This is a genomic window from Bacillus mycoides, from assembly GCF_001757995.1.
Lineage (GTDB): Bacteria > Bacillota > Bacilli > Bacillales > Bacillaceae_G > Bacillus_A > Bacillus_A mycoides_B.
The window spans coordinates 61,675-87,307 of the sequence record NZ_LXLV01000020.1; the positions used below are offsets into that span (position 1 = coordinate 61,675).

The 25,633-nt window shown below is 33.8% G+C and carries 26 protein-coding genes, 1 pseudogene and 1 other annotated feature; of the genes and pseudogenes, 12 read left to right on the top strand and 15 right to left on the bottom strand.

Annotation, left to right across the window (positions count from 1 at the left end):
* Positions 1-20: 20 nt before the first annotated feature.
* Complete coding sequence (gene brnQ3, locus BWGOE10_RS07100) at positions 21-1,376, bottom strand: branched-chain amino acid transport system II carrier protein BrnQ3 (protein WP_070141478.1); 1,356 nt, start codon at positions 1,374-1,376, stop codon at positions 21-23.
* A 59-nt stretch (positions 1,377-1,435) separates the two neighbouring features.
* Positions 1,436-1,694, bottom strand: a binding site (T-box leader).
* Positions 1,695-1,956: 262 nt separating this feature from the next.
* Between brnQ3 and BWGOE10_RS07105 the strand changes: the two genes are divergently transcribed.
* A complete protein-coding gene (locus BWGOE10_RS07105; protein ID WP_000880630.1) occupies positions 1,957-2,166 on the top strand; it encodes a hypothetical protein in 210 nt (69 codons plus the stop codon).
* A 39-nt stretch (positions 2,167-2,205) separates the two neighbouring features.
* Here the strand turns inward: BWGOE10_RS07105 and BWGOE10_RS07110 are convergent, their stop codons facing one another.
* A complete protein-coding gene (locus BWGOE10_RS07110; RefSeq protein WP_070141479.1) occupies positions 2,206-2,982 on the bottom strand; it encodes a class I SAM-dependent methyltransferase in 777 nt (258 codons plus the stop codon).
* A gap of 107 nt (positions 2,983-3,089) precedes the next feature.
* On the opposite strand from BWGOE10_RS07110, the gene BWGOE10_RS07115 reads away from it, so the two are divergent.
* Positions 3,090-3,941, top strand: coding sequence for a hypothetical protein (locus BWGOE10_RS07115; protein WP_070141480.1), 852 nt, complete (start codon positions 3,090-3,092; stop codon positions 3,939-3,941).
* Between the two features lie 66 nt (positions 3,942-4,007).
* Here BWGOE10_RS07115 and BWGOE10_RS07120 read toward each other — a convergent pair whose 3' ends face one another.
* Positions 4,008-4,205 (bottom strand): hypothetical protein, encoded by a 198-nt coding sequence (locus tag BWGOE10_RS07120; RefSeq protein WP_000776287.1) that lies wholly within the window; start codon positions 4,203-4,205, stop codon positions 4,008-4,010.
* Between the two features lie 151 nt (positions 4,206-4,356).
* Between BWGOE10_RS07120 and BWGOE10_RS07125 the strand changes: the two genes are divergently transcribed.
* From BWGOE10_RS07125 to hmpA, 3 genes are all read left to right on the top strand, one after another.
* Entirely contained in the window at positions 4,357-5,454 is a 1,098-nt protein-coding gene (locus BWGOE10_RS07125; protein ID WP_070141481.1) for a site-2 protease family protein, read from the top strand.
* A 114-nt stretch (positions 5,455-5,568) separates the two neighbouring features.
* Positions 5,569-6,087: a hypothetical protein gene (locus tag BWGOE10_RS07130; protein WP_070141482.1), complete on the top strand. Its 519-nt coding sequence runs from the start codon at positions 5,569-5,571 to the stop codon at positions 6,085-6,087.
* Between the two features lie 190 nt (positions 6,088-6,277).
* Positions 6,278-7,486: an NO-inducible flavohemoprotein gene (gene hmpA, locus BWGOE10_RS07135; protein ID WP_070141483.1), complete on the top strand. Its 1,209-nt coding sequence runs from the start codon at positions 6,278-6,280 to the stop codon at positions 7,484-7,486.
* A 29-nt stretch (positions 7,487-7,515) separates the two neighbouring features.
* Here the strand turns inward: hmpA and BWGOE10_RS07140 are convergent, their stop codons facing one another.
* A complete protein-coding gene (locus BWGOE10_RS07140; RefSeq protein ID WP_070141484.1) occupies positions 7,516-8,028 on the bottom strand; it encodes a Crp/Fnr family transcriptional regulator in 513 nt (170 codons plus the stop codon).
* Positions 8,029-8,198: 170 nt separating this feature from the next.
* Between BWGOE10_RS07140 and BWGOE10_RS07145 the strand changes: the two genes are divergently transcribed.
* The gene (locus BWGOE10_RS07145) at positions 8,199-8,426 is read left to right on the top strand and encodes a hypothetical protein (protein WP_000883004.1); all 228 of its coding nucleotides are present in this window, start codon (positions 8,199-8,201) and stop codon (positions 8,424-8,426) included.
* A gap of 293 nt (positions 8,427-8,719) precedes the next feature.
* Here the strand turns inward: BWGOE10_RS07145 and BWGOE10_RS07150 are convergent, their stop codons facing one another.
* The 3 genes from BWGOE10_RS07150 to BWGOE10_RS07160 all read right to left on the bottom strand — a co-directional run bounded on the left by BWGOE10_RS07150 (position 8,720) and on the right by BWGOE10_RS07160 (position 11,268).
* Positions 8,720-9,520: a sulfite exporter TauE/SafE family protein gene (locus tag BWGOE10_RS07150; RefSeq protein WP_002086690.1), complete on the bottom strand. Its 801-nt coding sequence runs from the start codon at positions 9,518-9,520 to the stop codon at positions 8,720-8,722.
* A gap of 117 nt (positions 9,521-9,637) precedes the next feature.
* Entirely contained in the window at positions 9,638-10,636 is a 999-nt protein-coding gene (locus BWGOE10_RS07155; protein ID WP_070141485.1) for an inorganic phosphate transporter, read from the bottom strand.
* 11 nt (positions 10,637-10,647) lie between these two features.
* Positions 10,648-11,268, bottom strand: coding sequence for a DUF47 domain-containing protein (locus BWGOE10_RS07160; protein WP_000231445.1), 621 nt, complete (start codon positions 11,266-11,268; stop codon positions 10,648-10,650).
* Between the two features lie 310 nt (positions 11,269-11,578).
* Here BWGOE10_RS07160 and BWGOE10_RS07165 point away from each other — a divergent pair, with 310 nt between their 5' ends.
* The gene (locus tag BWGOE10_RS07165) at positions 11,579-13,618 is read left to right on the top strand and encodes a transglycosylase domain-containing protein (RefSeq protein WP_070141486.1); all 2,040 of its coding nucleotides are present in this window, start codon (positions 11,579-11,581) and stop codon (positions 13,616-13,618) included.
* A gap of 162 nt (positions 13,619-13,780) precedes the next feature.
* Here BWGOE10_RS07165 and BWGOE10_RS07170 read toward each other — a convergent pair whose 3' ends face one another.
* From BWGOE10_RS07170 to BWGOE10_RS07175, 3 genes and pseudogenes are all read right to left on the bottom strand, one after another.
* Positions 13,781-14,209, bottom strand: a complete 429-nt coding sequence (locus BWGOE10_RS07170) for a hypothetical protein (protein ID WP_070141487.1) — start codon at positions 14,207-14,209, stop codon at positions 13,781-13,783.
* Positions 14,210-14,429: 220 nt separating this feature from the next.
* Positions 14,430-14,492, bottom strand: a pseudogene (locus tag BWGOE10_RS32420) (transcriptional regulator); the annotation flags it as partial.
* A 224-nt stretch (positions 14,493-14,716) separates the two neighbouring features.
* Positions 14,717-15,982, bottom strand: coding sequence for an ATP-binding protein (locus BWGOE10_RS07175; RefSeq protein ID WP_070141488.1), 1,266 nt, complete (start codon positions 15,980-15,982; stop codon positions 14,717-14,719).
* 161 nt (positions 15,983-16,143) lie between these two features.
* Here BWGOE10_RS07175 and BWGOE10_RS07180 point away from each other — a divergent pair, with 161 nt between their 5' ends.
* Complete coding sequence (locus BWGOE10_RS07180; RefSeq protein WP_070141489.1) at positions 16,144-16,992, top strand: DUF72 domain-containing protein; 849 nt, start codon at positions 16,144-16,146, stop codon at positions 16,990-16,992.
* A gap of 39 nt (positions 16,993-17,031) precedes the next feature.
* A complete protein-coding gene (locus tag BWGOE10_RS33690) occupies positions 17,032-17,157 on the top strand; it encodes a hypothetical protein (RefSeq protein ID WP_001117482.1) in 126 nt (41 codons plus the stop codon).
* A 47-nt stretch (positions 17,158-17,204) separates the two neighbouring features.
* On the opposite strand, the gene BWGOE10_RS07185 is transcribed toward BWGOE10_RS33690, so the two are convergent.
* The 4 genes from BWGOE10_RS07185 to deoD form a co-directional block, all read right to left on the bottom strand.
* A complete protein-coding gene (locus tag BWGOE10_RS07185) occupies positions 17,205-17,399 on the bottom strand; it encodes a DUF3924 domain-containing protein (RefSeq protein ID WP_070141490.1) in 195 nt (64 codons plus the stop codon).
* 121 nt (positions 17,400-17,520) lie between these two features.
* Positions 17,521-18,051, bottom strand: coding sequence for a tyrosine-type recombinase/integrase (locus BWGOE10_RS07190; RefSeq protein WP_000806236.1), 531 nt, complete (start codon positions 18,049-18,051; stop codon positions 17,521-17,523).
* 107 nt (positions 18,052-18,158) lie between these two features.
* The gene (locus BWGOE10_RS07195) at positions 18,159-19,976 is read right to left on the bottom strand and encodes a sensor histidine kinase (RefSeq protein WP_070141491.1); all 1,818 of its coding nucleotides are present in this window, start codon (positions 19,974-19,976) and stop codon (positions 18,159-18,161) included.
* A 201-nt stretch (positions 19,977-20,177) separates the two neighbouring features.
* Positions 20,178-20,885, bottom strand: coding sequence for a purine-nucleoside phosphorylase (gene deoD, locus BWGOE10_RS07200; RefSeq protein ID WP_000110707.1), 708 nt, complete (start codon positions 20,883-20,885; stop codon positions 20,178-20,180).
* A 175-nt stretch (positions 20,886-21,060) separates the two neighbouring features.
* Here deoD and BWGOE10_RS07205 point away from each other — a divergent pair, with 175 nt between their 5' ends.
* Positions 21,061-21,855, top strand: a complete 795-nt coding sequence (locus tag BWGOE10_RS07205) for a hypothetical protein (protein ID WP_070141492.1) — start codon at positions 21,061-21,063, stop codon at positions 21,853-21,855.
* Between the two features lie 4 nt (positions 21,856-21,859).
* Here BWGOE10_RS07205 and mprF read toward each other — a convergent pair whose 3' ends face one another.
* Positions 21,860-24,454 (bottom strand): bifunctional lysylphosphatidylglycerol flippase/synthetase MprF, encoded by a 2,595-nt coding sequence (mprF, locus tag BWGOE10_RS07210; RefSeq protein ID WP_070141493.1) that lies wholly within the window; start codon positions 24,452-24,454, stop codon positions 21,860-21,862.
* A 186-nt stretch (positions 24,455-24,640) separates the two neighbouring features.
* Here mprF and BWGOE10_RS07215 point away from each other — a divergent pair, with 186 nt between their 5' ends.
* The gene (locus BWGOE10_RS07215; RefSeq protein ID WP_002149420.1) at positions 24,641-25,030 is read left to right on the top strand and encodes a hypothetical protein; all 390 of its coding nucleotides are present in this window, start codon (positions 24,641-24,643) and stop codon (positions 25,028-25,030) included.
* A 22-nt stretch (positions 25,031-25,052) separates the two neighbouring features.
* Positions 25,053-25,544, top strand: coding sequence for a YpuI family protein (locus BWGOE10_RS07220; protein WP_002166080.1), 492 nt, complete (start codon positions 25,053-25,055; stop codon positions 25,542-25,544).
* Positions 25,545-25,633: the final 89 nt, after the last annotated feature.

The window sequence follows — 25,633 nt, forward strand, 5'->3', positions numbered from 1 at the left end:
CTCCCGAAATGGGAGTTTTTTTATGATACTTTCGATTCAGGTGAATGATCCGTTAATGGTACTGCTTTTGCACCACTTAATTTTGCGATAGCAAAACCGATAATAGCCCCAACTAATGCTGGTACTAACCAGCCGATTCCTTCATTATATAATGGAATAAACTCGAAATAAGATGTGATAGATGAAACAGGAATATTCCCTTGTTTTAATCCATCAAATACGCTCACAACTGCAGATCCAATTAACGCACCTACATAAACAGAACGATATCCACCGAAATATTTATGGAGTAATGATAGTAATACGAGTACAATCGCAATTGGATATACAACAAGTAAAATAGGAACAGAGATTGCGATAATTTTTGTTAAACCTAAGTTGGCAACTAATAATCCTAATGTGCAAATGACACTTGCTAACATTTTGTATGAAAATTTCGTTAATAATGTTGAGAAGTATTGACTGCATGCAGATACAAGTCCAATACATGTTGTTAAGCAAGCGAGTGTAACGATAAGAGATAATAGAATTAGACCATATGGACCAAGTAATTGTTGTACGATAACGGTAAGTAGCTGTCCGCCATTTGTTGCGTATCCGAGAGAAACACTAGTTGTACCGAGCCAGCCAAGTGCACCATATACAAGTACGAGACCAGTAGCGGCAATAAGTCCTGCCTTTGCTGTTGCGATGGCAATTGATTTACGGTCATTCACACCTTTTGAGCGAATTGCATTTACAACGATAATTCCAAATGCAAGTGCTGAAATGGTATCCATCGTTAAGTATCCTTCCATAAAACCTTTGAAAATTGGAGAAATTTGATACTCTTGCATTGCTGGTCCGGATTGTCCGAGGGGTGTAAATACACCCTTAACGAATAATGAGAAAATAGAGAGTAATAAAATAGGTGTTAATATACTTCCGATACGATCGACGAGTTTAGAAGGATTTAAACTAAGCCAAAATACGATAGCAAAGAAGATGACTGTGTATAAAAATAGCGTTAGGCTGCTAGAGCGAATAGTTTCTGGTAAGAAAGAACTAACTCCCATTTCATAAGCGACATTAGCAACACGTGGGATGCCCATAGATGGACCGATTGCAATGTATACAACTACCGTAAAGAATATTCCGAATAATGGGTGAACATGACTTGCAAGTTGTTGCATTCCATTTCCTGATAGAGAAATGGCGATAACAGTAAGTAGCGGTAAGCCGACTCCTGTTAGTAAAAAACCAATCATTGCTGGCCAAAAGTTTTCACCAGCATTTTGTCCAAGCATTGGAGGGAAAATTAAATTGCCTGCTCCAAAAAATAAAGAAAATAGCATAAGACCTGTGAAAAAAACATGTTTTTTTGATACAGTGTTCATTGTTTTTTTTCTCCTTTTTTGTAAATTCATTGTAAGAACACAAAAAACTCGTCCCTTAAGAAAGGGACGAGTTATATTTACCCGCGATACCACCCTAATTTATACATGTAGAAATATATCTATATGTATACGGCTTTACAACGTACAACATGATACGTGTTCCTTGTAACGGGGGACGACCGGTAAGAACTTACTTCAGCATTCGGTTCTACTTCTCGGAGATGATTTTCGGTTACGAACTGAGCATTGGCTTTCAGCAAAATACCAACTCTCTGGGGAACAGCTCTATAACATACTCGTTCTCGTCAATGAATTTTTATTCAAGTATTCTGACAACATTTTCACATGTTTTTTTTAGAAAGTCAACATATTTTTTGGGAAATACACTTTCCTGTAGAAATATAGCTGAGAATATAAGGGTTAATGCTATTTGTAAAAATGCTGTAAAACATTATAGAGAATTGTAAAGTTTATGGAGAAAATCGATATTTATAGGAGTAAGGAAGGAATTGTTTGAATTTACAGAGAATAATACAACAATCCACTTGCTGGAAAGAACAAACCAAAAGAGGTGACTGAAATGCTTGCGATGGGAGTATTATTTGGCATTATTGCTATAATTGGTTTTATGTGGTTATATTATTCGCGTTCGTTTAAACAAGCAGAAGTTTTACTCTTTCAAAAAGGTAGTTTGTTGACAAATCAGTCTAGATATTTAGTATGTCCGAAGTGTGGAAGTGCACAGGCCAGGAGTGGAGGATATCAAGAGTGTTGCAAAATTAGATTATGAAAGAAGGAAGCCTCACATTATTTTGTGAGGCTTCCTTCCTTACAATTTTTTCGCGCTCCAAATTGTCCAACGATCTCTTTCGATGATAGGAGAGACGTTTTGTAATGCCGTTTGGATATGATGTAGAAGTTGAGAAAGTTCATTATCTGTTAATTCATATAGAATGGATCTTCCGGTTCGAGGAGATAAATCTTGCAGCAATGCTTCTACAGAATCATGTATTTTTCGTACTTCCCATTGTGTTTGTATAGGGAACACTTGAAGAGAATATTTTTGTAATTCTTGCTGTATCGTAGTGGTTTTTGGTCTTCTTTTTGATTCTATTTCAATGAGTTTTGGAAATACAGAGAAAAAATATCCACGAATGTGTTCAGGACTTCCTGGAATTGTACAATCTTCAATAGTTCGGTCTTGTAAAATCAGTGTACCGTCTTTTTTTAATATGCGAGAAGCCTCGCGTATAAATATAGGGATATCTTGTAGGTGATGAATGACTGCACGCGAAATGATAAGGTCGAATGTTTCGTTAGGGTATGGAATATTATGCGCATCACCGTGAATGAATGAAATGTTTGGAAAGGCCTTACAATTTTCTTTTGCAGCTTGTAATATTTCTTTTGAAAAATCAAGCCCAACAACACTTTCGGCTCCCATAAGAGCCATTTCTTTCGTATAAATGCCGCCACCACAACCTATATCAATTACTTGTTTATTTTGCACATCTACAATATTGTTTATTGTTTCCTGCCATGAAATATGTGCGTTACGATTTGCATACGTATACTTATTATTTGCATCATGAAAATTAATGGACATTGTAAAATCCTCCCTTCAGTGTATAGTATAGCTCATTCTATATAATGTAACGTTTTTGTTTTATGTATGAATATTATAAGAATTTCTTATTGAAAAGGAGAATCGATTTGAAAGGGAAATATTTAATGTTTTTATGTGTTATTTTACTCGCGTCGTGTGGCCAAGCCGAGCAAAAGAAAGAATCAAAACAAGTAGAGGAGACAGTGAATGAAGTGAAAGAACCATTACAAGTAACTGTTATGCAAAAAGGTAAAGAAGAAAAAATTTTAAAGAAAATGGATGCGGAGTTGGTGGTGGATATTATAAACAAAGCGGAAAAACAAGAAGTAACGGGTAGTTTTGGTGAACCGGAATATGAAATACAAATTAGTAGAGATGGGAAAAAAGAAACATATTATGCATGGCTAAGAGGAGAAGACCGCCGAGGATGGGTGCAGTATAAGCAAGATATGTATATGCTTAACGAAAAAGATACGGAAAAACTTTTGGCTATCTTTCCAAAGATTCCAGAACAAAAAGAAGATGAGATGCAGGTAGGGCCTTTAACAGAAGTAACGAAAAAAGATTTGCAGATTACTGCGTTTCATATTAAAGCAGGGGATCAAAAAGTGAATTATACGGTACGTTATACGATTTCACAATCACTATATAATAAGTTAGCAAAGGAACAAGGATATTATTTGCAATTGATTTTCCCGGAAAAGGTTCAAAAATTAATTGGAGCAAAAGAGAGTGAAATGATTTCAGCTGAAAAAGTAAAGGAAGGGTATAAACAGTATGAATTGAATGTTACTGTTCCGATAAAAGATGCTTCAGAATCACAATTAAAATCATTAGAAACCTATTATGATAATTACGATTTGCAAATATTAAATAGTAAGAAAGAAAAAGTAGGAGCATTTCAAAACATTATTCAAATTGTTAAAGAGTATGGTGAAAAAATGAATTTACAAAGATAAATATGAATCGTAAAGTCTATAGGGCCTTTCCTAGGAAATGATAATAGAGGGGGAAGGCCCCCTCTATTATTTTGCTTTTGCAGATGGCTCATTCATTGATTTTCGTGTAATTAGAAAAGAAATCATAAGAGCAGAAAGAATAATAAGGGCTATAAATAAGTGATTTGGCAACCAATCTAATAATAATACGTAACTGACGGTATAAAAAATAAGAGTTGAAGCTAAAAACGATAGCGCGCCTATCATAAGAGATTGTAATTTCATTTGTATTGACCTCCTTTTACTTTTATTTTTGGCTAAAAATGGATGAAATAAACATTATTTCTAACAATAGAAAAAAATATGTCATAATAGAGAAAAGAATAAGTTTTGATGAGTGTATATGACTCAGTAAAGAGAAGTAAAGGAGAGGAATATGAAAAATAATCAAAAAGGATTATGGGGAATTATTGTTGCAATAGGGTTATTTTTACTATCTAAGTTAAAATGGGTATTTGCCATTTTTAAGTTAGCAAAATTTTCAACAGTATTTAGTATGTTTTTATCGCTTGGTGCATACGCAGCCATATATGGTTGGAAGTTTGGGGTAGCACTTGTTTATTTGTTGTTTGTACATGAGATGGGGCATTTATGGGCAGCGAGAAAGAAAGGTATACCAACATCGCCAGCAATCTTCATACCTTTTATGGGGGCTCTTATTGGGATGAAAGAGATGCCGAAAAATGCAAAAGATGAAGCATACATTGCGTATATGGGACCTTTTTTCGGATTGCTTTCATTTTTACCTGCGATCCCACTGTATATAATAACGAAAGAGCCGTTTTGGGCGCTTATTATTTTACTTGGAAGTATGATTAATTTCTTTAACTTAATTCCAGTTTCTCCGTTAGATGGAGGACGAATAATTTCAGTTGTAAGTACGAAAATTTGGGGAGCAGGGCTAGTTTTACTACTTGGCTATTCAATTTACTTCAAAAGTATTTTAGGTGGATTTATTGTTATTATCGGTTGTATGGAATTGTATAGAGTAATAAAGAGAGATGAACCGATTAAGGAATTAGGATATAAAATCGATGGAATGAAAGAATATGTTGCTAGGCTTGAAGAGGAATTAAAAGAAACTGGTGCGGTGCATCGAACTATTTATATGATTCATCATGAGATGAATGTATTAAGACAAAGAGAACGTGAAAAAGAATTAAAAACAGGAGAACTTCAAAAGATTGAAGTGCTAGAGTACCTTTTACCAAAGTTTGAGCCACTTGATTATGTTCCATATGAAGATGAAAAAGAAATGCATACAATTCATATAAGAGAAGCATTTGAAATGTCAGAAAGAAAATTAAATGAATGGGAAAGAGAAAAGGAACAACAAGAAAATTATTATAAAGTCGATACGAAAACGAAATGGACAGTATTTGCTTGTTATATCGGATTAATGGCTATACTCGGTTATACAGCTTATGAAGGTTATGTTGTTTTACAAGAGCATTTACCAAGGAGAAGTTTGTAAAAAAATAGTGTCGAAATGACAAGAAGGATTTAAACAGGAATTACATTTCTACGAGAGAATGTTACAAGTGTAACAGTACATTGTAATATTCATAGTAGAGAAGGGGTTCTGTATATGAAGAAATTGTTAAGTGTATTGGTAACTATTACTGTGATGGCAATAGCGAGCTATAGTCTTATGAAAGTACTATTATATTATGCGAATAAGTCTGCTGGAGTAAATACAGTAGCACAAATAGAAGAGGTGCAAGAGAAGAAGAAGACACTCGATTTTGTTCGTACGACACATGAAAGTTATAATGATTTCTTGAATTATGGTAAGGCAGAGAAATATACAGATGGGGACTGGAAACATTTTAAACAATGGTTTCAAGAGCAAGAAGTCTCTTTAAAAAATATACATAAAGAAATAAAAAATGAAAAAATAAAACGCGATGTGAATAGAAGTTATGAAATTGTAAAAAAAGGTGTGGAGCTTCATAATATGGAGTATGTAATCTATGCTCATCGCGTATATCATGATTTGGATATAATTATGAATAAATATAAAGGTGAAACGAATATATGGGGGTATACAGAGTTTGGAAACGGGCAGAATATAAAAGTAATTGAACAAGCAATACAAACAAAGTAGTAGGCTAGCTAGAATTCTAGTTAGCTTTTTTTGAGCGCAATTAATGAGGGCTAATTAAAATTCACTTAATATGTGCATTGTTCATATATTTTTCACAAAAACACCATGTTAATAGTGATTAAAATCACAATATGTATTATACAATTCAGTTAAACTAAAAACAGTTAAGGAAATAGAGGAGTGGGATACAATGTTAAGTGCAAAAACAATTGAAATCGTAAAGTCAACAGTACCGTTATTACAAGAAAAAGGCGTTGAGATTACAACGAGGTTTTATCAAATTTTATTTTCGGAACATCCGGAGTTATTGAATATTTTCAACCATACGAATCAGAAAAAGGGAAGACAACAACAAGCATTAGCAAATGCTGTTTATGCAGCTGCAATGTACATTGATAATTTAGAAGCTATTATTCCAGTTGTAAAACAAATCGGTCATAAGCATAGAAGTTTAGGTATTAAAGCAGAGCATTATCCAATAGTAGGTACATGCTTACTACGAGCGATTAAAGAGGTCGCAGGCGCACCTGATGAAGTTTTAAATGCATGGGGAGAAGCATATGGCGTCATTGCTGATGCATTCATTAGCATTGAAGCGGGTATGTATGAAGAAGCTGCACATAAAGAAGGTGGATGGAAAGATTTCCGCAACTTTGTGATTGTTAAAAAAGTGAAGGAAAGCGACGTTATTACATCATTTTATTTAAAACCTGAAGATGGCGGGAAAGTTTCTTCATTCATCCCAGGACAATATGTAACGATTCAAATAAATATTAAAGGTGAAACATATACACATAATCGTCAATATAGCTTGTCTGATGCTCCAGGAAAAGAATATTATCGTATTAGTGTAAAGAAAGAAAAAGGTGTAGATACACCAGATGGTAAAGTATCTAATTACTTACATGATCATGTAGGGGAAGGAGATGTCTTACCAGTAAGTGCACCAGCGGGAGATTTCGTTTTAAATATGGATTCAACGTTACCTGTTGTACTAATTAGTGGTGGGGTAGGTATTACACCGATGATGAGCATGTTAAATACGCTAATTGAACAAGAATCAAAGCGTAATGTATGCTTTGTTCATGCGGCGATAAATAGTAATACACATGCGATGAAAGAGCATGTTGAGACAGTAGAAAAAGAGTATGAACAAGTTAAAGCATATACTTGCTATTCTTCACCGACAGAGCAAGATGTGGAAATGAAGAATTTTGATAAAGAAGGATTCATTGAACGTGAATGGTTACAAACTATTATTCCAACAACTGAAGCAGAATTTTATTTCTGCGGTCCAGTACCATTTATGAAGCATATAAATGCTGCATTAATTGATTTGGGTGTTAAACAAGAGAACATTCATTATGAATTTTTCGGTCCCGCAGCAAGCTTACAATAGATTAATGTTGCCAAGCAAAAAACGAGGTATTATTTTACCTCGTTTTTTGCTTGTTCTCTTAATAAGCGATTAACTGTTTCGCGGCGTACACCTATGAGCTGACCAATTTCAGTTTGTGTTAATATTTCATAAATAGGGATGTCACCTAAATATAAGGTGAACCACTCTTGTAAACGATGAAGGCGCTCTTTAGGAGAGACAGTTGTCAATTGATCGATACGCTGTTGCATCATTCTTAACTTCGATTGTAATTGTATAGCGATATTTTCATATGATGCAGGATTTGCCTGAAGTTTGTCGTACCATTCATTGCTAGTTATAGGCTCCACTTCTGTTTTCATTAAAGCGATAGCTGTACCGTGATATTCCTTCGGTGAAATTAAAGAATGGTGAGGTATCGTTTCACCAGGAACGATAATATTAAATAAAAATGGTGTTCCGTCTTCTTCTAACCGAATAACTTTTAATAAACCTGTTTTTATAAAATATAATGGACCGTCCTCACCTTGACGGAATAATACATCTCCCTTATGTAGAATCAATGTTAGCCCCCCATTAAAACATTTCTATTTCTTATATTTTAGCGTATATGTATAAAGACAATATGCTTTTTAAACAGCAATTTCATTGACGAAATGTATGCTATTACAGTAGTATACTATTTAGTGTGTAATAGTACTAGCAATGAATACGCTGTAGGGGGTTTAGTATATTGTTAGATGCGATGAAGATGACGGATATGAGAATTCCGGCGAATGCTATCATTCATGTAGAAGAGATGAAAGGTGGAGTCGTTTTATCCGTTGAAATAGACGGCCAAATTATTTATACGATGGCTTATGATGAAGAAACAGATAGTTATGCTGAATTATATGATCGAAACGATAAGAGGGCGTGCCAAGTACATGAAGACTTTATGGGATGGTCACTTCTTCACTAAAAAGATGTCAATATGACATCTTTTTTTATTGAATCGATAGATTATACAAAGAAATGAAATATAAGGATAAAATTTGTAATAAATGATTTTGCATTGTTAGCACTTTGTAACTGTAAGATAACTGTTTTTTCGCTATCATAAAGATAACAGTCATAGCTATAGGAGTGATCAACTTGAAGAAATTACATATTTCAAATTTTATGCTATTAAGTGTTTGTTTAGTTTTATTTGTTCTCCTAGGAGCCTTTTTATATTCATGTGTATAAGAAAAAACGCATTCTAGAAAGAACGCGTTATAAAAATGAAGTAATGATTAATCTAGTTCCAAGAATAATTAATGTGATACGTAATAAATTAATTACTGCATTACCGCTTAATTTTGTGTTAATATAAGCCCCGATTTTTCCGCCAATCCATGCACCAGGAATAAGAATTAATGCATAAGCCCAGCTGACATTTCCTAGAGAGATGTGAGTTAAAGAACTTACAATTGCTGAGAGAAATACGATAAACATTGAAGTTGCTACAGCAATGTGTGCTGGGAACGCAAAAAGGAGCATCATCGCTGGCACAAGTAAGGCACCACCACCGATTCCAAATAATCCGGATATAAATCCAACTATAAAGGCAATAAAGATAGCGAGAAATGGTGGAAATTGATAGTCTACAGTATTTCCTTCGTTATCTGTAAAAGATCGCTTAATTACAGTCATATTTGATAGGGAAAGAGGTTTCAATTTGTCTCGTAGTATAAGAAGAATGGAGACGAATATAAGAAAAATCCCAAAGTATAAAGAAAATGTATCTTGGTTTAAAAATTTGTTTGCCCATGATCCGATAATACCACCAGGGCCACTCCCGATAAATAAAATAAGTCCACTTTTATAATCTACCCGTTTATGTTTCATATAAGTAAGGGTAGAAGCCAGCCCTGTAAAAACGACTGTTACCATAGAAGTTCCTACTGCGAGTTGTGGTGATAAACTGTGTAATCCAATTAATAACGGAACGATAATAATTCCGCCTCCAAGTCCGACTAGGCTCCCGACTGTCCCGGCGATTAATCCGATGAAAAGTAACATGATGTATTCCAAAATTGCCAACTCCTCTATATAACTTATCCATCAATCATTATACACGCTTTTTAATAAGAAATAGGCATGTTCACAAAAAAGTCGTCTTCCTAGAAAAATAAGGAAGACGACTTTTGATTAAAAAATTAAGTGTAATAAGCAGTAAAATAATGCAGCTAAAGAAGCTGAAATAGGAAGTGTAATAACCCATGTAATTAACATGCGTTTTGCAGTTCCCCATTTTACACCTTTCACACGATGTGAAGCACCAACCCCTAAAATAGAAGAAGAGATAACGTGCGTTGTACTAACCGGTAAGTGAATGAATGTTGCGCCGAAAATAACAAGTGATGATGATAAATCAGCAGCTACACCATTTACAGGACGAATTTTCATAATTTGTCCACCGACAGTTTTAATAATTTTCCATCCACCGACAGAAGTACCAAGACCCATTGCGATTGCACAACATAATTGTACCCAGAATGGGATGTCGTCAGAAGTATGATAGTTATTGGCCATAAGAGCCATCGTAATGATTCCCATTGCTTTTTGTGCATCATTCGTACCATGCGTATAAGCTTGTAATGCAGCGGTGAAAATCTGGAATATACGGAAGTTTTTGTTCGTTTTCGTTAAGTTAAAGTTTTTAAAGACCACTTTAAAAATACTATATACGATGTAACCAATAACAAAAGCGATAATCGGTGAAATGATTAAAGCTTCAAGAATTTTTATGAACCCTTTAAGATTTAATGAGCTAATACCAGCAGCAGCAATGGCTGCACCTGCGATTGCGCCAATAATCGCATGGGAAGAACTACTTGGAATACCGTAGTACCAAGTAATCAAATTCCAAGCTATTGCCGCAAGCAAAGCAGCTAAAATTACAAGAGAACCATTTTGCAAGGCAAATGGGTCAACGATATCTTTTGTAATCGTTTTTGCTACACCTGTAAATGTCATCGCACCTAAAAAGTTCATAATAGCTGCCATAATAATTGCATGTCTAGGCTTTAGAGCTTTCGTTGAAACAGCCGTTGCAATAGCGTTTGCTGTATCGTGAAATCCATTGATAAAGTCAAAAGCTAAAGCGCAAATGACTACTAAAACGGTCAGTATCAAGAGTGTATCCATGATCAAACTCCTTACGCGTTCTTCATAATGATTGTTTCTAATACGTTTGCAACGCTTTGACAGCTATCAGCTACTTCTTCAAGCTCTTCGTAAATCTCTTTAAATTGAATAATCTTAATCGGATCTTTCTCACGAGAGAATAAGTGCTTAATCGCATGACGGCGAATATCATCACATTGTGACTCGTAATCCTTAATCTTAATCGCATTTGTACGAATATCGACTAATTTCTTTTTAGACAGTAGTTCAACAGAGTTTGCAATCTCAATTGCACATTGATTAATTGCTTCAACGAATTTAATCATGTATTCATCAGCTTCTGTAATAGAATACATTTCGAATAGACCAGCACTGTGATCTAATCCGTCTAATACATCATCCATACTCATTGCAAGCTGTAGGATGTCTTCACGTTCAATAGGAGTAATAAATGCTTTGTTTAGCTCCATAATGATTTCGTGAATGAATGAGTCACCTTTTGACTCATACTCTTTCATGCGCATAGAAAACTCTTTTAAATCGCTAGCATTTTTAATTTTATACTCCACGAAAAACTGCGCGCCTTCTTTTAAATTTTCGGAAACATTCATTAGCATTTCAGAAAATTTATCTTTCTTTGATTTAAAGACCATTATTGTTACCCCCACAAAAGTAATATATGTAAAATATATTGGCTAATCAATTCTAACAAAAAACTGTCGTTTTTTAAAACATTTTATCGAAAAGTTTACAAAAACTTAACATAACTCTCATTGTTGCATTAATAATATTAATATTAATGGTGAATATCTTACTTGTAGAATGTCCTTTTCTTGTAAAAAGTATGAATGTGAAAGAAAAGCTTTACACTATAGGAACGACTACGTTATTATAATAAATTTAAAAGGAGGTATATTCTTCCTTTTAAAAAGAAGCGTGTAAACAAACGAAGGAAGTGAACGAATGAAATTGAAGAGCACTCACTTTAAAAAAACGCTTGAGTGGTTCAATCAGAGGAAGAAACTACGCAATTCATTAATTGTATTGGGAAGTTTGCTTGCTACTCTATTTATTGTTGTAAATATAATAATTTCCATTCAAGATATATCTGAATTAAAACAAGCTGTTCCACAACCGACTTTAATTTATGATGCAAATAATGAAGTTGCGACTAAATTAGCTTCTTCTAAAACCGAAGGGGTTAAAAGGAAAGATATTCCTGATATTATGGTTCAAGCAATTGTTGCAGTAGAAGATAAGGAATTTTTTAGTCATCATGGTATTTACTATAGTGGAATCATAAGTGCTGTATTTAAGAACATTACAGCCGGTGAAGTTGTGGCAGGTGGTAGTACAATTACACAGCAACTGGCGAAAAATGTATTTTTAACGCAAGACCGTACATTCTCACGGAAAATAAAGGAATACTTTCTAACGAAAAAAATAGAACGTACCTATACGAAAGATGAAATTATTGAAATGTATATGAATCAAATTTATTTTGGTGAAGGTGCTTGGGGGATAAAAAGAGCAGCTAAATCTTATTTTGATAAAGAGGTAAAAGACTTAACAATTTCAGAAGCTGCAACGATTGCAGGATTAATTAAAGCGCCATCTGCGTATTCGCCGTATAAAAACTTTAATAAATCAATTGAAAGACGTAATGTCGTATTAGGTTTAATGAAGGAGCAAGGATATATTTCTGAAGAACAATATAATCAGGAGAAAGAATCAGGTCTTGTATTACGACGTGGTGTTGACGATAAATATAAGGGGAAATATTCTCAATACGTAGATTATATTGTTAGAGAAGCGATGGACAAGTATGAATTAACACAAAATGAAATTTTAGCAGGTGGTTATCGTATTTATACGGAACTTGACCCGAAAAAACAACAAGCGGTTGAAGATGTTGTGAATAATGATAGTTATTTTAAAGATAGTGGTTCAGATCAGCTTATGCAAACTGGAGTGGTCCTTATGAATCCAAAAACTGGCGGTGTTCCGGCTTTAGTTGGAGGTAGAGGTCCTTATCAATTTTTACAGTTTAATCATGCAACACAATTAAAAAGACAGCCAGGTTCAACGTTAAAGCCTCTTGCAGTGTATGTACCAGCGTTAGAGCAAGGATATGAAGTATACGATGTCTTAAAAGATGAACCGTTTAATATTAAAGAATATGCACCACAAAATAGTGATCATACGTTCCATGGTAATGTGACGATGTATGAAGCAGTGGCAAAGTCATATAATGTTTCAGCAGTTTGGCTATTAGAGCAAATTGGATTAGATAAAGGGTTGAAATCTTTAGAGCGGTTTGGTATTCCATTAGAGCCTGAAGACCGTACGTATCCGATTGCTTTAGGAGGTATGCATGTAGGGACTTCGCCATTTGTAATGGCTCAAGCGTATAGCGCATTTGCAAATGATGGCGTCCAAGTAGAAGCTCATGCCATTAGAGAAATCCAAAATGCTGAAGGAGAAACAATTGGAAAATGGTATAAGAAAGAAACTCGTGTGACGAACGAGAAAGTTGCCCAAAAGATGACATACTTATTAAAAGGTGTTATTGAAAGGGGAACAGGTGAAAAAGCGAAAGTTAATAATATCGATACCGCAGGCAAGACAGGGACTACCCAGCTTGTAAATGGACCAAGCACTGGTGCGAAGGATTCGTGGTTTGTGGGATACACACCGGATTTAGTAGGTGCGATTTGGGTAGGGTATGATAAAACGGATAGTGAGCATTATGTGCCAGGAGGCAGCCAAATTACAACGACAATGTTCCGGGACATTATGAAGAAAGCGGATGGAAATCCAACTCAAAAGGCATTTCAGTTATCTCTAATACCTGAGGCGGATTATACAAAACAATTAAAAACGATTGAGGAAGAAAAACGAAGGAAAGAAGAAGAGAAAAAACGAAAAGAAGAGGAACAACAAAGAAAAGAACAGCAAAGTGAATGGATAGATAAAGTAAAAGAGTGGATTCCATTTTGGTAAAAAAAGAGGCGAATAACGAGTTCGCCTCTTTTTTATGAGAAATGAGTGATTTTATCTCGATTCAAAATGTGGCAACAGAAAAGAAGTTAGGTGAGAATCGAGCTGCCTATAAAAATTTGATTGGTTTAACTTAATAATCAGTGAGGTGGGAAAAGTTTCAGTTTATTTATTTAGCGTAACATTGGTACTGCCGAAGGATTGAGAATCATACGTGACGGTTATTATTCCTTTACTAATAGGTTCATATGGTAATTCCTCTTCGTAACTGCCAGTATTTTCATTATGGATAGAGAGTGTTATTTCATCAACGTCTTTATTTTTATATTGATCTTTAATCGTTTCAGCGATTTGAAGTAGGTTTTCATAACTAGAAGCTTCTGTAATAAGCATTCCTTTTATAACTTTTTTTTCGTTTTGTGTGGAAGAGGAATACGGGACTTTATTTTGTTTTGTATACAGAAGTTCGTATGGAACTGTTTTTCTTTCTGCTTTTGAAACATTTGAATATTTTAGAGTTAAAAGAAATCCTATACATAAAATTATGCAGACCATAAGAACAAACCAAAAACGTGTCAGTGATATAATTCGCATTATCATCCCTCTTTCATGTCTTTGTCTTCACTATTCATCATACAAAAAGAGGATTAAGCTAGAGTAAATTTGAAGTAAAGAAACGTAAAGAAGGAGCACTTATCCTCCAAAATAAGTGTTCCTTTTTATTAAAAGAGAGATTTAACTTACAATCAAAATAATACAAATTACTATAAATCAAATATTCTTGGTCGTTCAAAAATAAGGTGAAAACTAAAAGTTAGTAAATTCGGAAGACTGATAGTGTAGCTGTTGTGTCACCAGTGTTAGGGATGGAAATAGTCTTTACTATATAATAAAATGAAAATTAAACTGAATTAGTGATGGACAAACTACTATTTCAAAAAAAATAAGAAGTTTACCTATCTTGCGAAAACAAAGAAAAATCAAGAGGTAGAGAAAGATTTATATAAGTAAAAAAGAATAGGCTAGAATAAAAAAACTGCACGCCAATTGTTAGGTTATATCTAACAATTGGCGTGCAGTTTGTGGAACAGTCCAACATTTTTAACGATTAATTCTTTCGTGGTTTGTTTTAAGTAAAATTGGGATAGAAATAGTGAAAGTTGTACCATTTTGATTACTAGTAACTTTTAATATGCCATTATGATTTTGAATAATTTTCTTCGTTACTGATAACCCCAGTCCCGTTCCTGAGTCTTTTGTAGAGAAAAACGGATCAAATATATATTCTTGAATAGCTAGAGGAATGCCGGTTCCATTATCTTTAAAAGTAATACGAACAAAATTATCTAAGCGATAACTAGTAATTTGAATAGAAAGAGGTTCTTCACCTTGAGCATCGACAGCGTTTTGAAATAAATTTAAAAAAACTTGCACGAGTTCATGACGATCAATATTGACGAGTACATTATCTAATTCAGCAGAAAAATCATAATCAATAGAAATGTTGTGCAAAAAAACTTCACTAGCGAGTAACTGTTGAATATACTCGCGTAAAAACGTATTGATGGGAAAAGGTTCTCTAGTAAATTCACGTGTTTTTGAAATAGCTAAAAATTTTGTGATAATACTATTTGCACGATCCAGTTCAGGAATGAGGAGGTTTTTAAACAATTCTTTATTGGATGGCGAAACGCTATCTTGTAAAAATTGCAAGTACCCCCGTACCGTTGTAAGGGGATTTCGTACTTCATGTGCAATACCTGCTGCAATTCGTCCAGCTAAGGAAAGCTTTTCGGCGTCACGTTCTGTATTCAAATAATGGAATACGCTAATAATTCGGAAAATCTCTCCATTATAATCACGAATAATGCGGTTGTTTACGATGCCGTAGTTTTTGTCTAAAACTTCTTCATTATATATTTCAGTTCCCGTTTTTAACGTTTCCATAGCTTTAATTTGTTCTTCAGGTAGCTTTAATAATTGCTGAATTGGTTTTCCGATTATAGAATTTCGTATTACACCAAAATCATCTGCTGCAGCTTGATTACATAATGTAATGTTACCTTTATTATCAATAAAAGTGACGTGATGCGAAAAAGCATCGAAAATATGAACAAAATGTTTTTCGAGCTGTTCAAATAAGAACAATGAATCGCAAGTAAGCTGAAAGGTAGGCTCTTTATCTTCTTTTTGTATGTGCTGAATAGAATGAGACGTTCTCGTTTTTTTTATTTGTAAACCAATATGTGGATTTTTATATGTGAAATGATGCGGTAATTGATTCACAAGCTCTTCATAAAACCGTATTTTATTTTCTAATTCTTTAATTCGATTTTCATGAGATAAAGTAGTATCGTCTTGAAGCATAAATAAATAACTCCTCAATTTATAAATTCTTCCATATAGTATATCATATTTTTATACGGAGACTCTTAAAGAAAGAGATACTTTATGAAATTGGTCGGATGGGATTTTTTATGATGAAAATAGAATGAGTTTAAGATGAAGTTGGGAAGGGAGGAATTCGTTTGCTTTTCATTGGAGTGACGGGATGGGGAGATCATGATTCTTTATATATTAATCCCTATGAAAATAGAAATAAATTGCGAACTTATAGTGAACATTTTCCTATTGTAGAAGTAGATAGTTCATTTTATGCGATACAACCTGCACGAAATTATACAAAATGGGCGATGGAAACGCCAAAAGATTTTTCTTTTATAGTAAAAGCTTATCAAGGAATGACAGGACATATGAAAGGTGAAATTCCTTTTTCTACGTTTGATGAGATGTTTGATGTGTATAAACAATCAATTCTTCCTTTAATAGAAGCGAATAAATTAAAAATGATTTTATTTCAATATCCACCATGGTTTGATTGTAAAATGAAAAATGTAGATTTACTCCGATACACGAAAGAAAAAATGGAAGGTTTCCCATGTGCAATAGAATTTCGAAATCAAACATGGTTTTATCCGGAAATGAGAGATAAGACGTTACAGTTTTTAGAACAGGAAAAATGGATTCATACAATTTGTGACGAGCCACAGGCAGGAATAGGATCAGTGCCGCTTGTATTAGAGGCAACAAACCCAGATATGACGTTAATACGCTTTCATGGTCGAAATATTCATGGCTGGCTGGATAAAGGAGAAAATTGGAGGGCGGTTCGCTGTTTATATCGCTACAATAATAAAGAATTGGAAGAATGGGTAGAACGACTAGAGCAATTAAAAAAGAAGTCAAAGGACATATACGTATTATTTAATAATAATTCGGGCGGGGATGCAGCGGATAATGCGAAACAACTTATGAAAATAATGAACATTACATATGGTGAGCCCAAGCCTGAGCAATTAAATTTATTTGAACGATGATAAACAAGAAAGGCACTGTACAAACAGGGGGAATGTACAGTGCCTTTCTATATGAAAAAGAGGGGTAACAATGTTACTGAGCGTTTGGTTGATTCATCAATTGTTGGCTTCGTAATAAATGATAATGGTTATCATTATCATTGTCAATGGTTTTTCGGAAAATAAATAAAAAACTTTTGATATTTTGAAAATAAATAAAAAAAGAACAGCGATTACTGCTGTTCTTTTCCATTGATGAATTGTTGTAAATCAAAAGGAGTTATCGCTTGGATAAATTCTTTTGAGATAAGTGTTTGAACAAGAGTGCTCTCAGAAATGCTAGCACCTGTTTTCTTTTCATAAGCTTGTTTTAATAAATCGAGTTTTTCAGCCGTTTCTTTCGGTAATTCAATTGTTAGTGTGTTCATAATTTCTCCCCCTTATTATTAGAGTACCACTACAGTATAGGAGAGACAAGAAAAGAGAATATGAAACATAAAAAAGGTTACCAGATTTATAAATGGTAACCTTTTTTATGTATAAGAGTTATTAAGCAATACCGATATACTTTAAAGTTTTTGATGGAGTACTGTGATCAAAGAAGTGTTGTAAAAATGCAATATCAACACCTGATTTGTATGCACAATAGCCCCAAGTTTTTCGAAGTGTATGTGAGCTAATCCCTTCTAATCCAACTTCTTTTGCAGCTTTGTTTAAAATGTACCATGCATGTTGTCTCGTAATAGATTTGGTTCCTTTTTGAGACTTTAATAATGGTTCATTACGTTTCCAAGTTTTACGTTCTTTCATGTAGTCTTCGATTGCGTGCTGTAAGTCTTCATTTACAGCAAACCATTTATGTTTCTTTACTTTTTCATTGTAAAATAAAATGGAATGGCGAACATTTTCATTTTCATCGATTACATCACTAACTTTTAATTGTAAGATTTCACTTACTTTTAAGCCAGAATTTACAGCTAATACGAATAATAAGCCATCACGTTTCGAAGATTGTAAAAGTATATTTTTGATAGTTTCTAATTGTTTTTCGTTTTGAATAGGTTGTCCTGCTTGTTTCATTTCACGCACTCTCCTCTTTTATATGTGTAAAGGAAAGGATTAACTTGTTTCTTACTATAAAGGGAGAGTGTGAATTTCATGTGAACTCCTAGTGAAATTAAGACAAATTATTTGACTTCTTTCACTTTTTGTAAATTAAAATAAAATACAACGCTATTAGTGGTATTATACACACCGTATTCGGCGTGATGGAGATCTAAAATGTTTTTTACAATGGATAACCCAAGGCCAGTACCTCCAGTATGACGGCTACGAGAAGCGTCTAAACGGTAGAAGCGATCCCAAATTTTTTCAAGGCTTTCCTCTGGAATAGGATTGCCTGTGTTTTCAATTTCGATTTTCACTGTATCTTCCGTTTCTACAACAGAGACGTGTATTTTTTCACCATCTGGAGTATATCGAATTGCATTGCTAAGTAAGTTTACAACTACTTGCTCAATACGGCTACGATTTGCTTTAACAAATAGAGAAGAGTCAGCATGGATGTCCACTTGTAAATGTTTTTCCTCCATGCTAAATAATAATTTTGTATAGATTTGTTGAATTAATTCACCGATTGAGAATGTCGACATTTCTAGTTTGTACGTACCAGATTCAAGTTTTGCTAATTCTAACATTTCAACAATAAGCCTGTTCATATTATCTGTTTCTTCCAAAATAACATTTGTATAATATGTCGTATCTTTACTTACGCCATCTTGAATACCTTCAGCGAAGCTACGAATAACACTAAGTGGTGTTTTTAATTCATGAGATACACCAGAAATGAATTCTTTTCTCGTTTTTTCTAATTGACGTTCGCGTTCAATATCTTGTTGTAATTTTGTATTGGCAACATTTAATCGGTCGATTCGATCTTTTAAATTTACAGAGAGTGTATTAATACTACCTGATAACCCGCCAATTTCATCGTCTGCTGTAACAGGTAACTTCTCGCTAAAATCAAAGTTGGCCATTTTTTTTGTAACGCGATTTATCTTAATTAATGGTTTAACAATGATTTTTGAGTAGTAGAAGGATAACAAAATAATAACGAGAAACACGATAATTAAGGCATAGACATAATAATCTTTTAAAACGAGCATCGCTTCATTAACAGGTTGCAAAGATGCTATCGCAAAAGCGTACTCCTTAATTTCTCCGTTTTCTATAATAGGTTTTACAAAGACACTATTTTTTATATTTTCCCCACTATCTAAAATGTACGTGTTTAATTGATTTGAATTAGAAGTACCTTGTCTAATAGTTCTTGCAAAATATTGAACAGCTTGTAATGTTTCAAAATCCTTTGCAAGACGAACCTCAGCCTTGGAAGGAAGCTGTAATTTAGATATTACCCCAGTAAAATCGATTGGAGAGCCAGTGTTATTATATCGATTTTTAAGTTTATTTTTAGATGGATTACCACTAATGGATTGAAAATCTGAATTGAATTGTTCATTTTCCCATCTAGTATTATTAGTTATTAATTCTTGAGGTGTTATGATATTATCTGATTGGAGTAGTCCATCCACATAAATTATTCCATCTTTTTTTAATCCTAAGTTTGCGAATTTATTATATTCTTCGGGTGTTAAAAGATTGTTAAGAGGGATGGTATAGGTTTTATTATTCTTAGGATTAATCACTTCAATGTAAAAACTGTATTCACTTTTAATAATTCCGTTAGAATCTAAAAATTGGATTTCGGCATTTGTTTTATCATGAAATTCTTGTTTTAATTTTCTAGTTTCCTCAAAGCCTTGGTCGCTTTTTTCGTAATTATCTACGAATTTTTCAAAAGCCGTTTGAACGGTTTTTACTTTTTTATTAATATAAAACTTCTCTAAAAATAGAGATTGTCCAAGGAAAAAAAGGAGAAATATGATTGTAAATAAAGTTGATGTTAATAAAAATAGTTTAAAGACGATGCTTCTGTTTTTCACTGTTTCACCTCGTATGAAAAATACTGTAATATAAATGATTTCTTAATTATAACAAAGGTTACAAAAAAGTAGAGGGGATAAATCTGTCTCTCTCTAAAGTAGTTTTTTATAGAAAGTCACATAAAGAGAAGGTGCAGTGACTGTCGAAGTATTTTAGCATAAAAAAGAACTCGCCAGACGTATGACAAGTTCTTTAGTGTACTATTGCTGAATTGCTGCATCTAAAGCGATTTCAATCATTTCGTTAAATGTAGTTTGACGTTCTTCAGATGTTGTTTCTTCACCAGTGAAGATATGGTCGCTTACTGTTAATACAGATAATGCATTTACACCATATTTAGCTGCTAATGTGTAAAGAGCAGTCGTCTCCATCTCTACTGCTAATACACCGTAATCTCCAAGTTTTTTAACCATGTCCATGCTCTCACGATAAAATACATCTGCTGTTAATACGTTACCAACACGAACGTGTAATCCTTTTTCTGTTCCAGCATCGTAAGCTTTCTTTAAAAGATCAAAGTTTGCAGCAGGAGCAAAATCAAAACCTGGGAATGTTAAGCGGTTCATATTAGAGTCTGTACAAGCCGTCATCGCAATAATAACGTCACGTACCTTAACATCTTTTTGAATTGCACCACATGTTCCAACACGAATTAAATTTTTCACTCCGTAGCTTTGAATTAATTCGTTTACATAAATAGAAATAGAAGGAACACCCATACCTGTACCTTGAACAGATACACGCTTTCCTTTATAAGTTCCAGTGAAACCTAACATGCCACGTACGTTGTTATAGCAAGTAACGTCCTCTAAAAATGTTTCAGCAATATATTTTGCACGTAATGGATCACCAGGTAATAGAATAGATTCAGCGATTTCGCCTTGTTTTGCTTCGATATGTACACTCATGAAAAGTCCTCCTTATTATGTATTGATAGAAATCAATATCATTTGCATTATACACTACGAATCCTGTCAATCAAAACCTTTTTAATATTTGTAATGTGTACAAAATAGGAGGATTTCATGAATCATCACCTAGAATATATATTTAAGAAGTTTTGCATAGATAGAGACAATAAAAATGGTAGGTGATATTTTGAAAAATCTTGTCATTGGGCTTATTGCACTAGTACTTATTGTGGCAGGAGGATTTTACATAAAAAAATATCAAGAAACTGTAGAAACGACCGGAGATGTTCAAGAAGTGAAATGGGATGTGAAAAATAAAAAGGGAAATGAAAAAGCCGATATTTCGTTTCAATTGCTAAATAAAATGAATAATGAAGTTCGTGGTGTGAACGATCAAATTCGAGCAGTGATAGTGGATGGGAATTTGAAAAACATACAACAAACGAAGCCTATATTTGCTGGAAATGGATCGTATAAGCTATCTTCAGATGTAGTGAAAGGTGAAGGGTACACGATATTTTTGTATGAAGATGAAAACAAGTCCGTGGAATCATTTGCTAAGAAAGATTTTGGTGAAGAAAAAAAGGAGAAAAACAAGGACAAGAATAAAAAGAAACTACCTGTCGATACTGTACTTACAAAAAATATAGGAGAGCATCAAGTGTCTCTTTTATTTGGTGCATTACATCCGAATGAGGCAGCGACATTAACATTTCAGTTTCAAGCGAAAAAGGGAGAAAAGCTGAAATTAAATTCAGAAAGAGGAGAAGTCGACTCTCTATATATCGTTGATGAAACGAGAGAACATTTTTTATATGCGATTCCTGTTGATACGGATGAACAATTACAATATCGTATTACATTTCCAGAAGAAGGAACATATAAAATATGGGGGAATTTCTATATAAACGGTAAGAAGTATGAAAAGGAGTTTAGTATACAAGTGCAAAAACGAAAAAACAGCTAAGTACTTAGCTGTTTTTTCGTTTTCCTATTAATTTTGTTACAGAGAGCATTGTAATTGGTAAAGAATGATTCTTTCGAAATGCTAAATATTTTCCACTCCATGCAGGTTTGTATTTTTCTTTAAAATGTCGTAAACCGCTGAAGCTATATGTGTAACGAACGTTATTAAATATTGCAGCAGCAACTCGTTCAGACCAGAACGATTGCGTTGATAAACCGACATTTGAGAGTGGTGCCATACCAATATTAAAGGAATGGTATTCATTTTCTTTTGCCCAGTGGAATAAGTGGATAAAAATTGCATCCATAATTCCGCTAGGGGCATCTGGATAATAACGCATTAAATCAACTGATAATATGCCACTTTGATATACTGGCATAAAGGTTGTGAATGCAATAATTTTTCCTCCTGCATCAGATAATGTAGCGATAGGGGCACGACTAATATACTCACGATCGAAGTACCCAAGTGAAAATCCTTTTTCTTTTTTTCCGCCAAGCCAAGCATCAGACACTTTCTTTAATTCCTCGTATAATTCGTCTGAGAATGGTGGCTCATGAATAGAGAATGTATAACCTTCTCGTTCAAAACGGTTGAAAGTAGCTCGCATACCAGCACGTTTCTTTCCTGTTATTGTAAACGTATTTAAATCAACGACAGCCTCTTCACCAAGTTTAAAGAAGTTGTAGCCAAAATCGTGGTATAAGCTCATCCATTTGCTTTCAATTTGATAGAATACGCAAATATACCCAAATCGATCAGCTTCAGTTAAAAATTCTTGCAACACAGTGCGGTAGGAGGATGGATCACCAATTGGATCACCTAGTACAACAAGACGTTTTCCAGTAATTGAAAAGAGAAGAAGTGCTTTTCCGTCACTACTGAAGAAGAACTGTTTATCTCCTAAAAAACCTAAATGACTAAGTACGTTCCCACCATGTTCATCTAAGAAGTTTTCTAACCTTTTATCATTAGCTGGTTGCCCGGGAAATTGACTACGGTAACGATTGGCAATTAGTGAACCGATAAGTAAAAAAGTAGGAACGAAAAAGGCTGCTGCTAATGCACTTCGTTTAACTTGTGTAATATTTCGAACGACAAAATCAGGTTGGAACGCTTCTTTTGCACCCGCAAATAAAATACCTAAGTTTTTATATAAATATAGCGTAAGTAATAAGAAGATAAACACTTTTACGATATCAGAAAGTGAGACTTCCATTTTCTCGCGTACAAATCTTTTACGAAGCATATATAACACAGCAAGTACGATTAATAAAATAAAGGTTTCTTCAATGTCAATTCCTTTTAGGGTATTAAAGATTGCTGCTCCAATTAAAGAAACAATCGTCATATAGTAAGAACGCTTTGTTCCATAATATATGCCTCGCGAAAGAATCAGGAGGAGAATACCGAATGTTAATGATAAGCTAAAAGAAAATTGAATAAGGTGCTTTGGAGCTAAAATATGTAAGGCGTGAGCTCGATTTATACTAGTCGGTAAAATCGTTGATAGAATAACCATTAAGCCAGCGAATACTGTTAAAGCGGCGGATGCCCATGAACCTAATTTCCCTAAAAAATCACGTTGTAAAGTCCAAATTACACCAGTTGTTTCTAATGCAGGTGCAATAAATGGTTTATCTTCAATTTTTTTTATGGCCGCTCCTGTCATTTCAAAGGCTGCAAAAATGAGACCAAGGCAGAATGGTAAGATGTAATAGACAAGTCTGTATAATAACATAGCAGGTAGTAATACGCCTGTATCAATGCCGTATTGTCCTAGTCCAGTTAAGAAAACAAGATCAAATGAACCAAGGCCACCAGGAACAAGACTTACGACACCAGCTAAAGCAGCAATTACGTAAACACCTAAAAACTTTTGAAATTCGATATCAATTCCAAACAATATTAAAATGACATACATAACGATACCAGCAGATACCCACTCGACTAATGAAACTAATGAATATAAAACAGTTGGATTTTTCTCTTCTTCTTCTTCTTCTTCTTCCTCTTGTCCGTCTAGCTGTTTTGTTTTTCTATTTTTAATTTTAGAAAACCCAATATATATAGGAACGAAAAGAGCAAAGAAGATAAGAACAGGCCATAACCACGGTTTTTCGTGCAGAATAAAACTAGTGTCTAATATTCCAATAAGGCCGAGGAATGACAGAATGGCTAATCCGTTAATAAAAGCGGTTGTCATCCAAGCAATGCTTTTAATAAGTTTTCCATTCTCTTTTATATGCGGACGATATAGCATTGTACGTACACCGGCACCAACAAGACCACCAAAACCGATAAATCCATTTAAAGTATTGGCAATCCATGAGATGCGGAAAATCTTTTGTACAGGTATATCTGCTTTTAAGTAACGAAGCATAACAAAGTCATAAAAGAACATTGTTGAAACGGCAAATGCACCGAGTGTAATTGCTAAAAATACCCCACCAGTTGGAATGTTTTTAATTGTTTCAATTGCTTCTAAAAAAGAAATGCCTGCTAATTCTTTTTTAGCTTGAAAGAAAACAATTGTTAAGACAACAAATGGGAAGATTATTTTCCCGATTTGTAAGAAACGTTTCCATGAAAACGACATAAATACAACTCTCCTTGTGTAAGAAAACTGAGACAATAATATTATTATGACAAACTTCAAGAAAAATAAAAAGGTAAATTCCTGTATAGGGAAGCTATTTTTTATATAGGTTATATTTAAAAGAATATTTCGTTTATTAGAAAATTGAGTTAAGATAAGGTGAAAGAAGGAAGAGAGGGGAAGTAGATGATTATAATAGGTTATGCAGGATATGAGTTAGAAAAAGCAAAACCGAATACATCAGAAGATTTTTTTAATAGATCTGAAGTAACATATATATTAAATAATCAAGAGAAAACCTTTTCTGTCTTATATGTTCGATATTTTGAAGAAATTTTACAAGAAATTACCCCTTTTGAAGGAAATCCAGTTTATAAAGTAGAAGAACAAGACGTATATTTACGAGATATTGTAGCAATCGCTTGTTTAGTGAACAATAAAGAGCTACGCGCGCAGAAGCGCTTGTATCTCAATGAAGTAACAGACTTTCAACGATACTTTGACGAGGGAACAGTGGTGAAAGTACAAGAAATATTAGCTGAATTACATAAAAATAAAAGAGTAGAAATAGCGTAAAACGGCAAAGGAGAGAGAAGCCATGTCTAATTTGATGGTTGAAAATCAAACAGAACAAGTTTCTATATTTTTAGAAGATGTAATTTCCTTGATAACTAATTATGTAAATTATCATACGTTACCTTCTTTATTGGAGGAGACACCAACAGGAAACGAGCAATATTATAAAGGGATATTAGCGTCAATAAGAAGACTTCTTGTTTTTTGTGAAGAAGGACTTGATGCATGTTTTGTTTTGCTGAATAGCCAACCATTTCGAAAGACCGCAGCTGAAACAGTTTTATATAAGATTTACCATCAAGTAATTGCAGAGTTTTTTTCGCCAAAGAATGATCATTGGTATGAAAATAGTCGTTCTGCTTATACAGGGAAAAATTCTATTGTTTTTCAGCAAATCCCCCCTGGTTCTATAGAACGAATAATGAAGGATTTAGAGGGGAAATTTCAATTGATGCGTGAAGAACTAGAATATTATGAGACAGATTACCAAACAAAAATGTTGCACAAATATTAATTAAGGAAAAGAAGCTAAGGAAACTTAGCTTCTTTTCCTTTTGTCCAGTTATATAAGGGATTTTAATTGAATATAGTTAAAGTGGATAG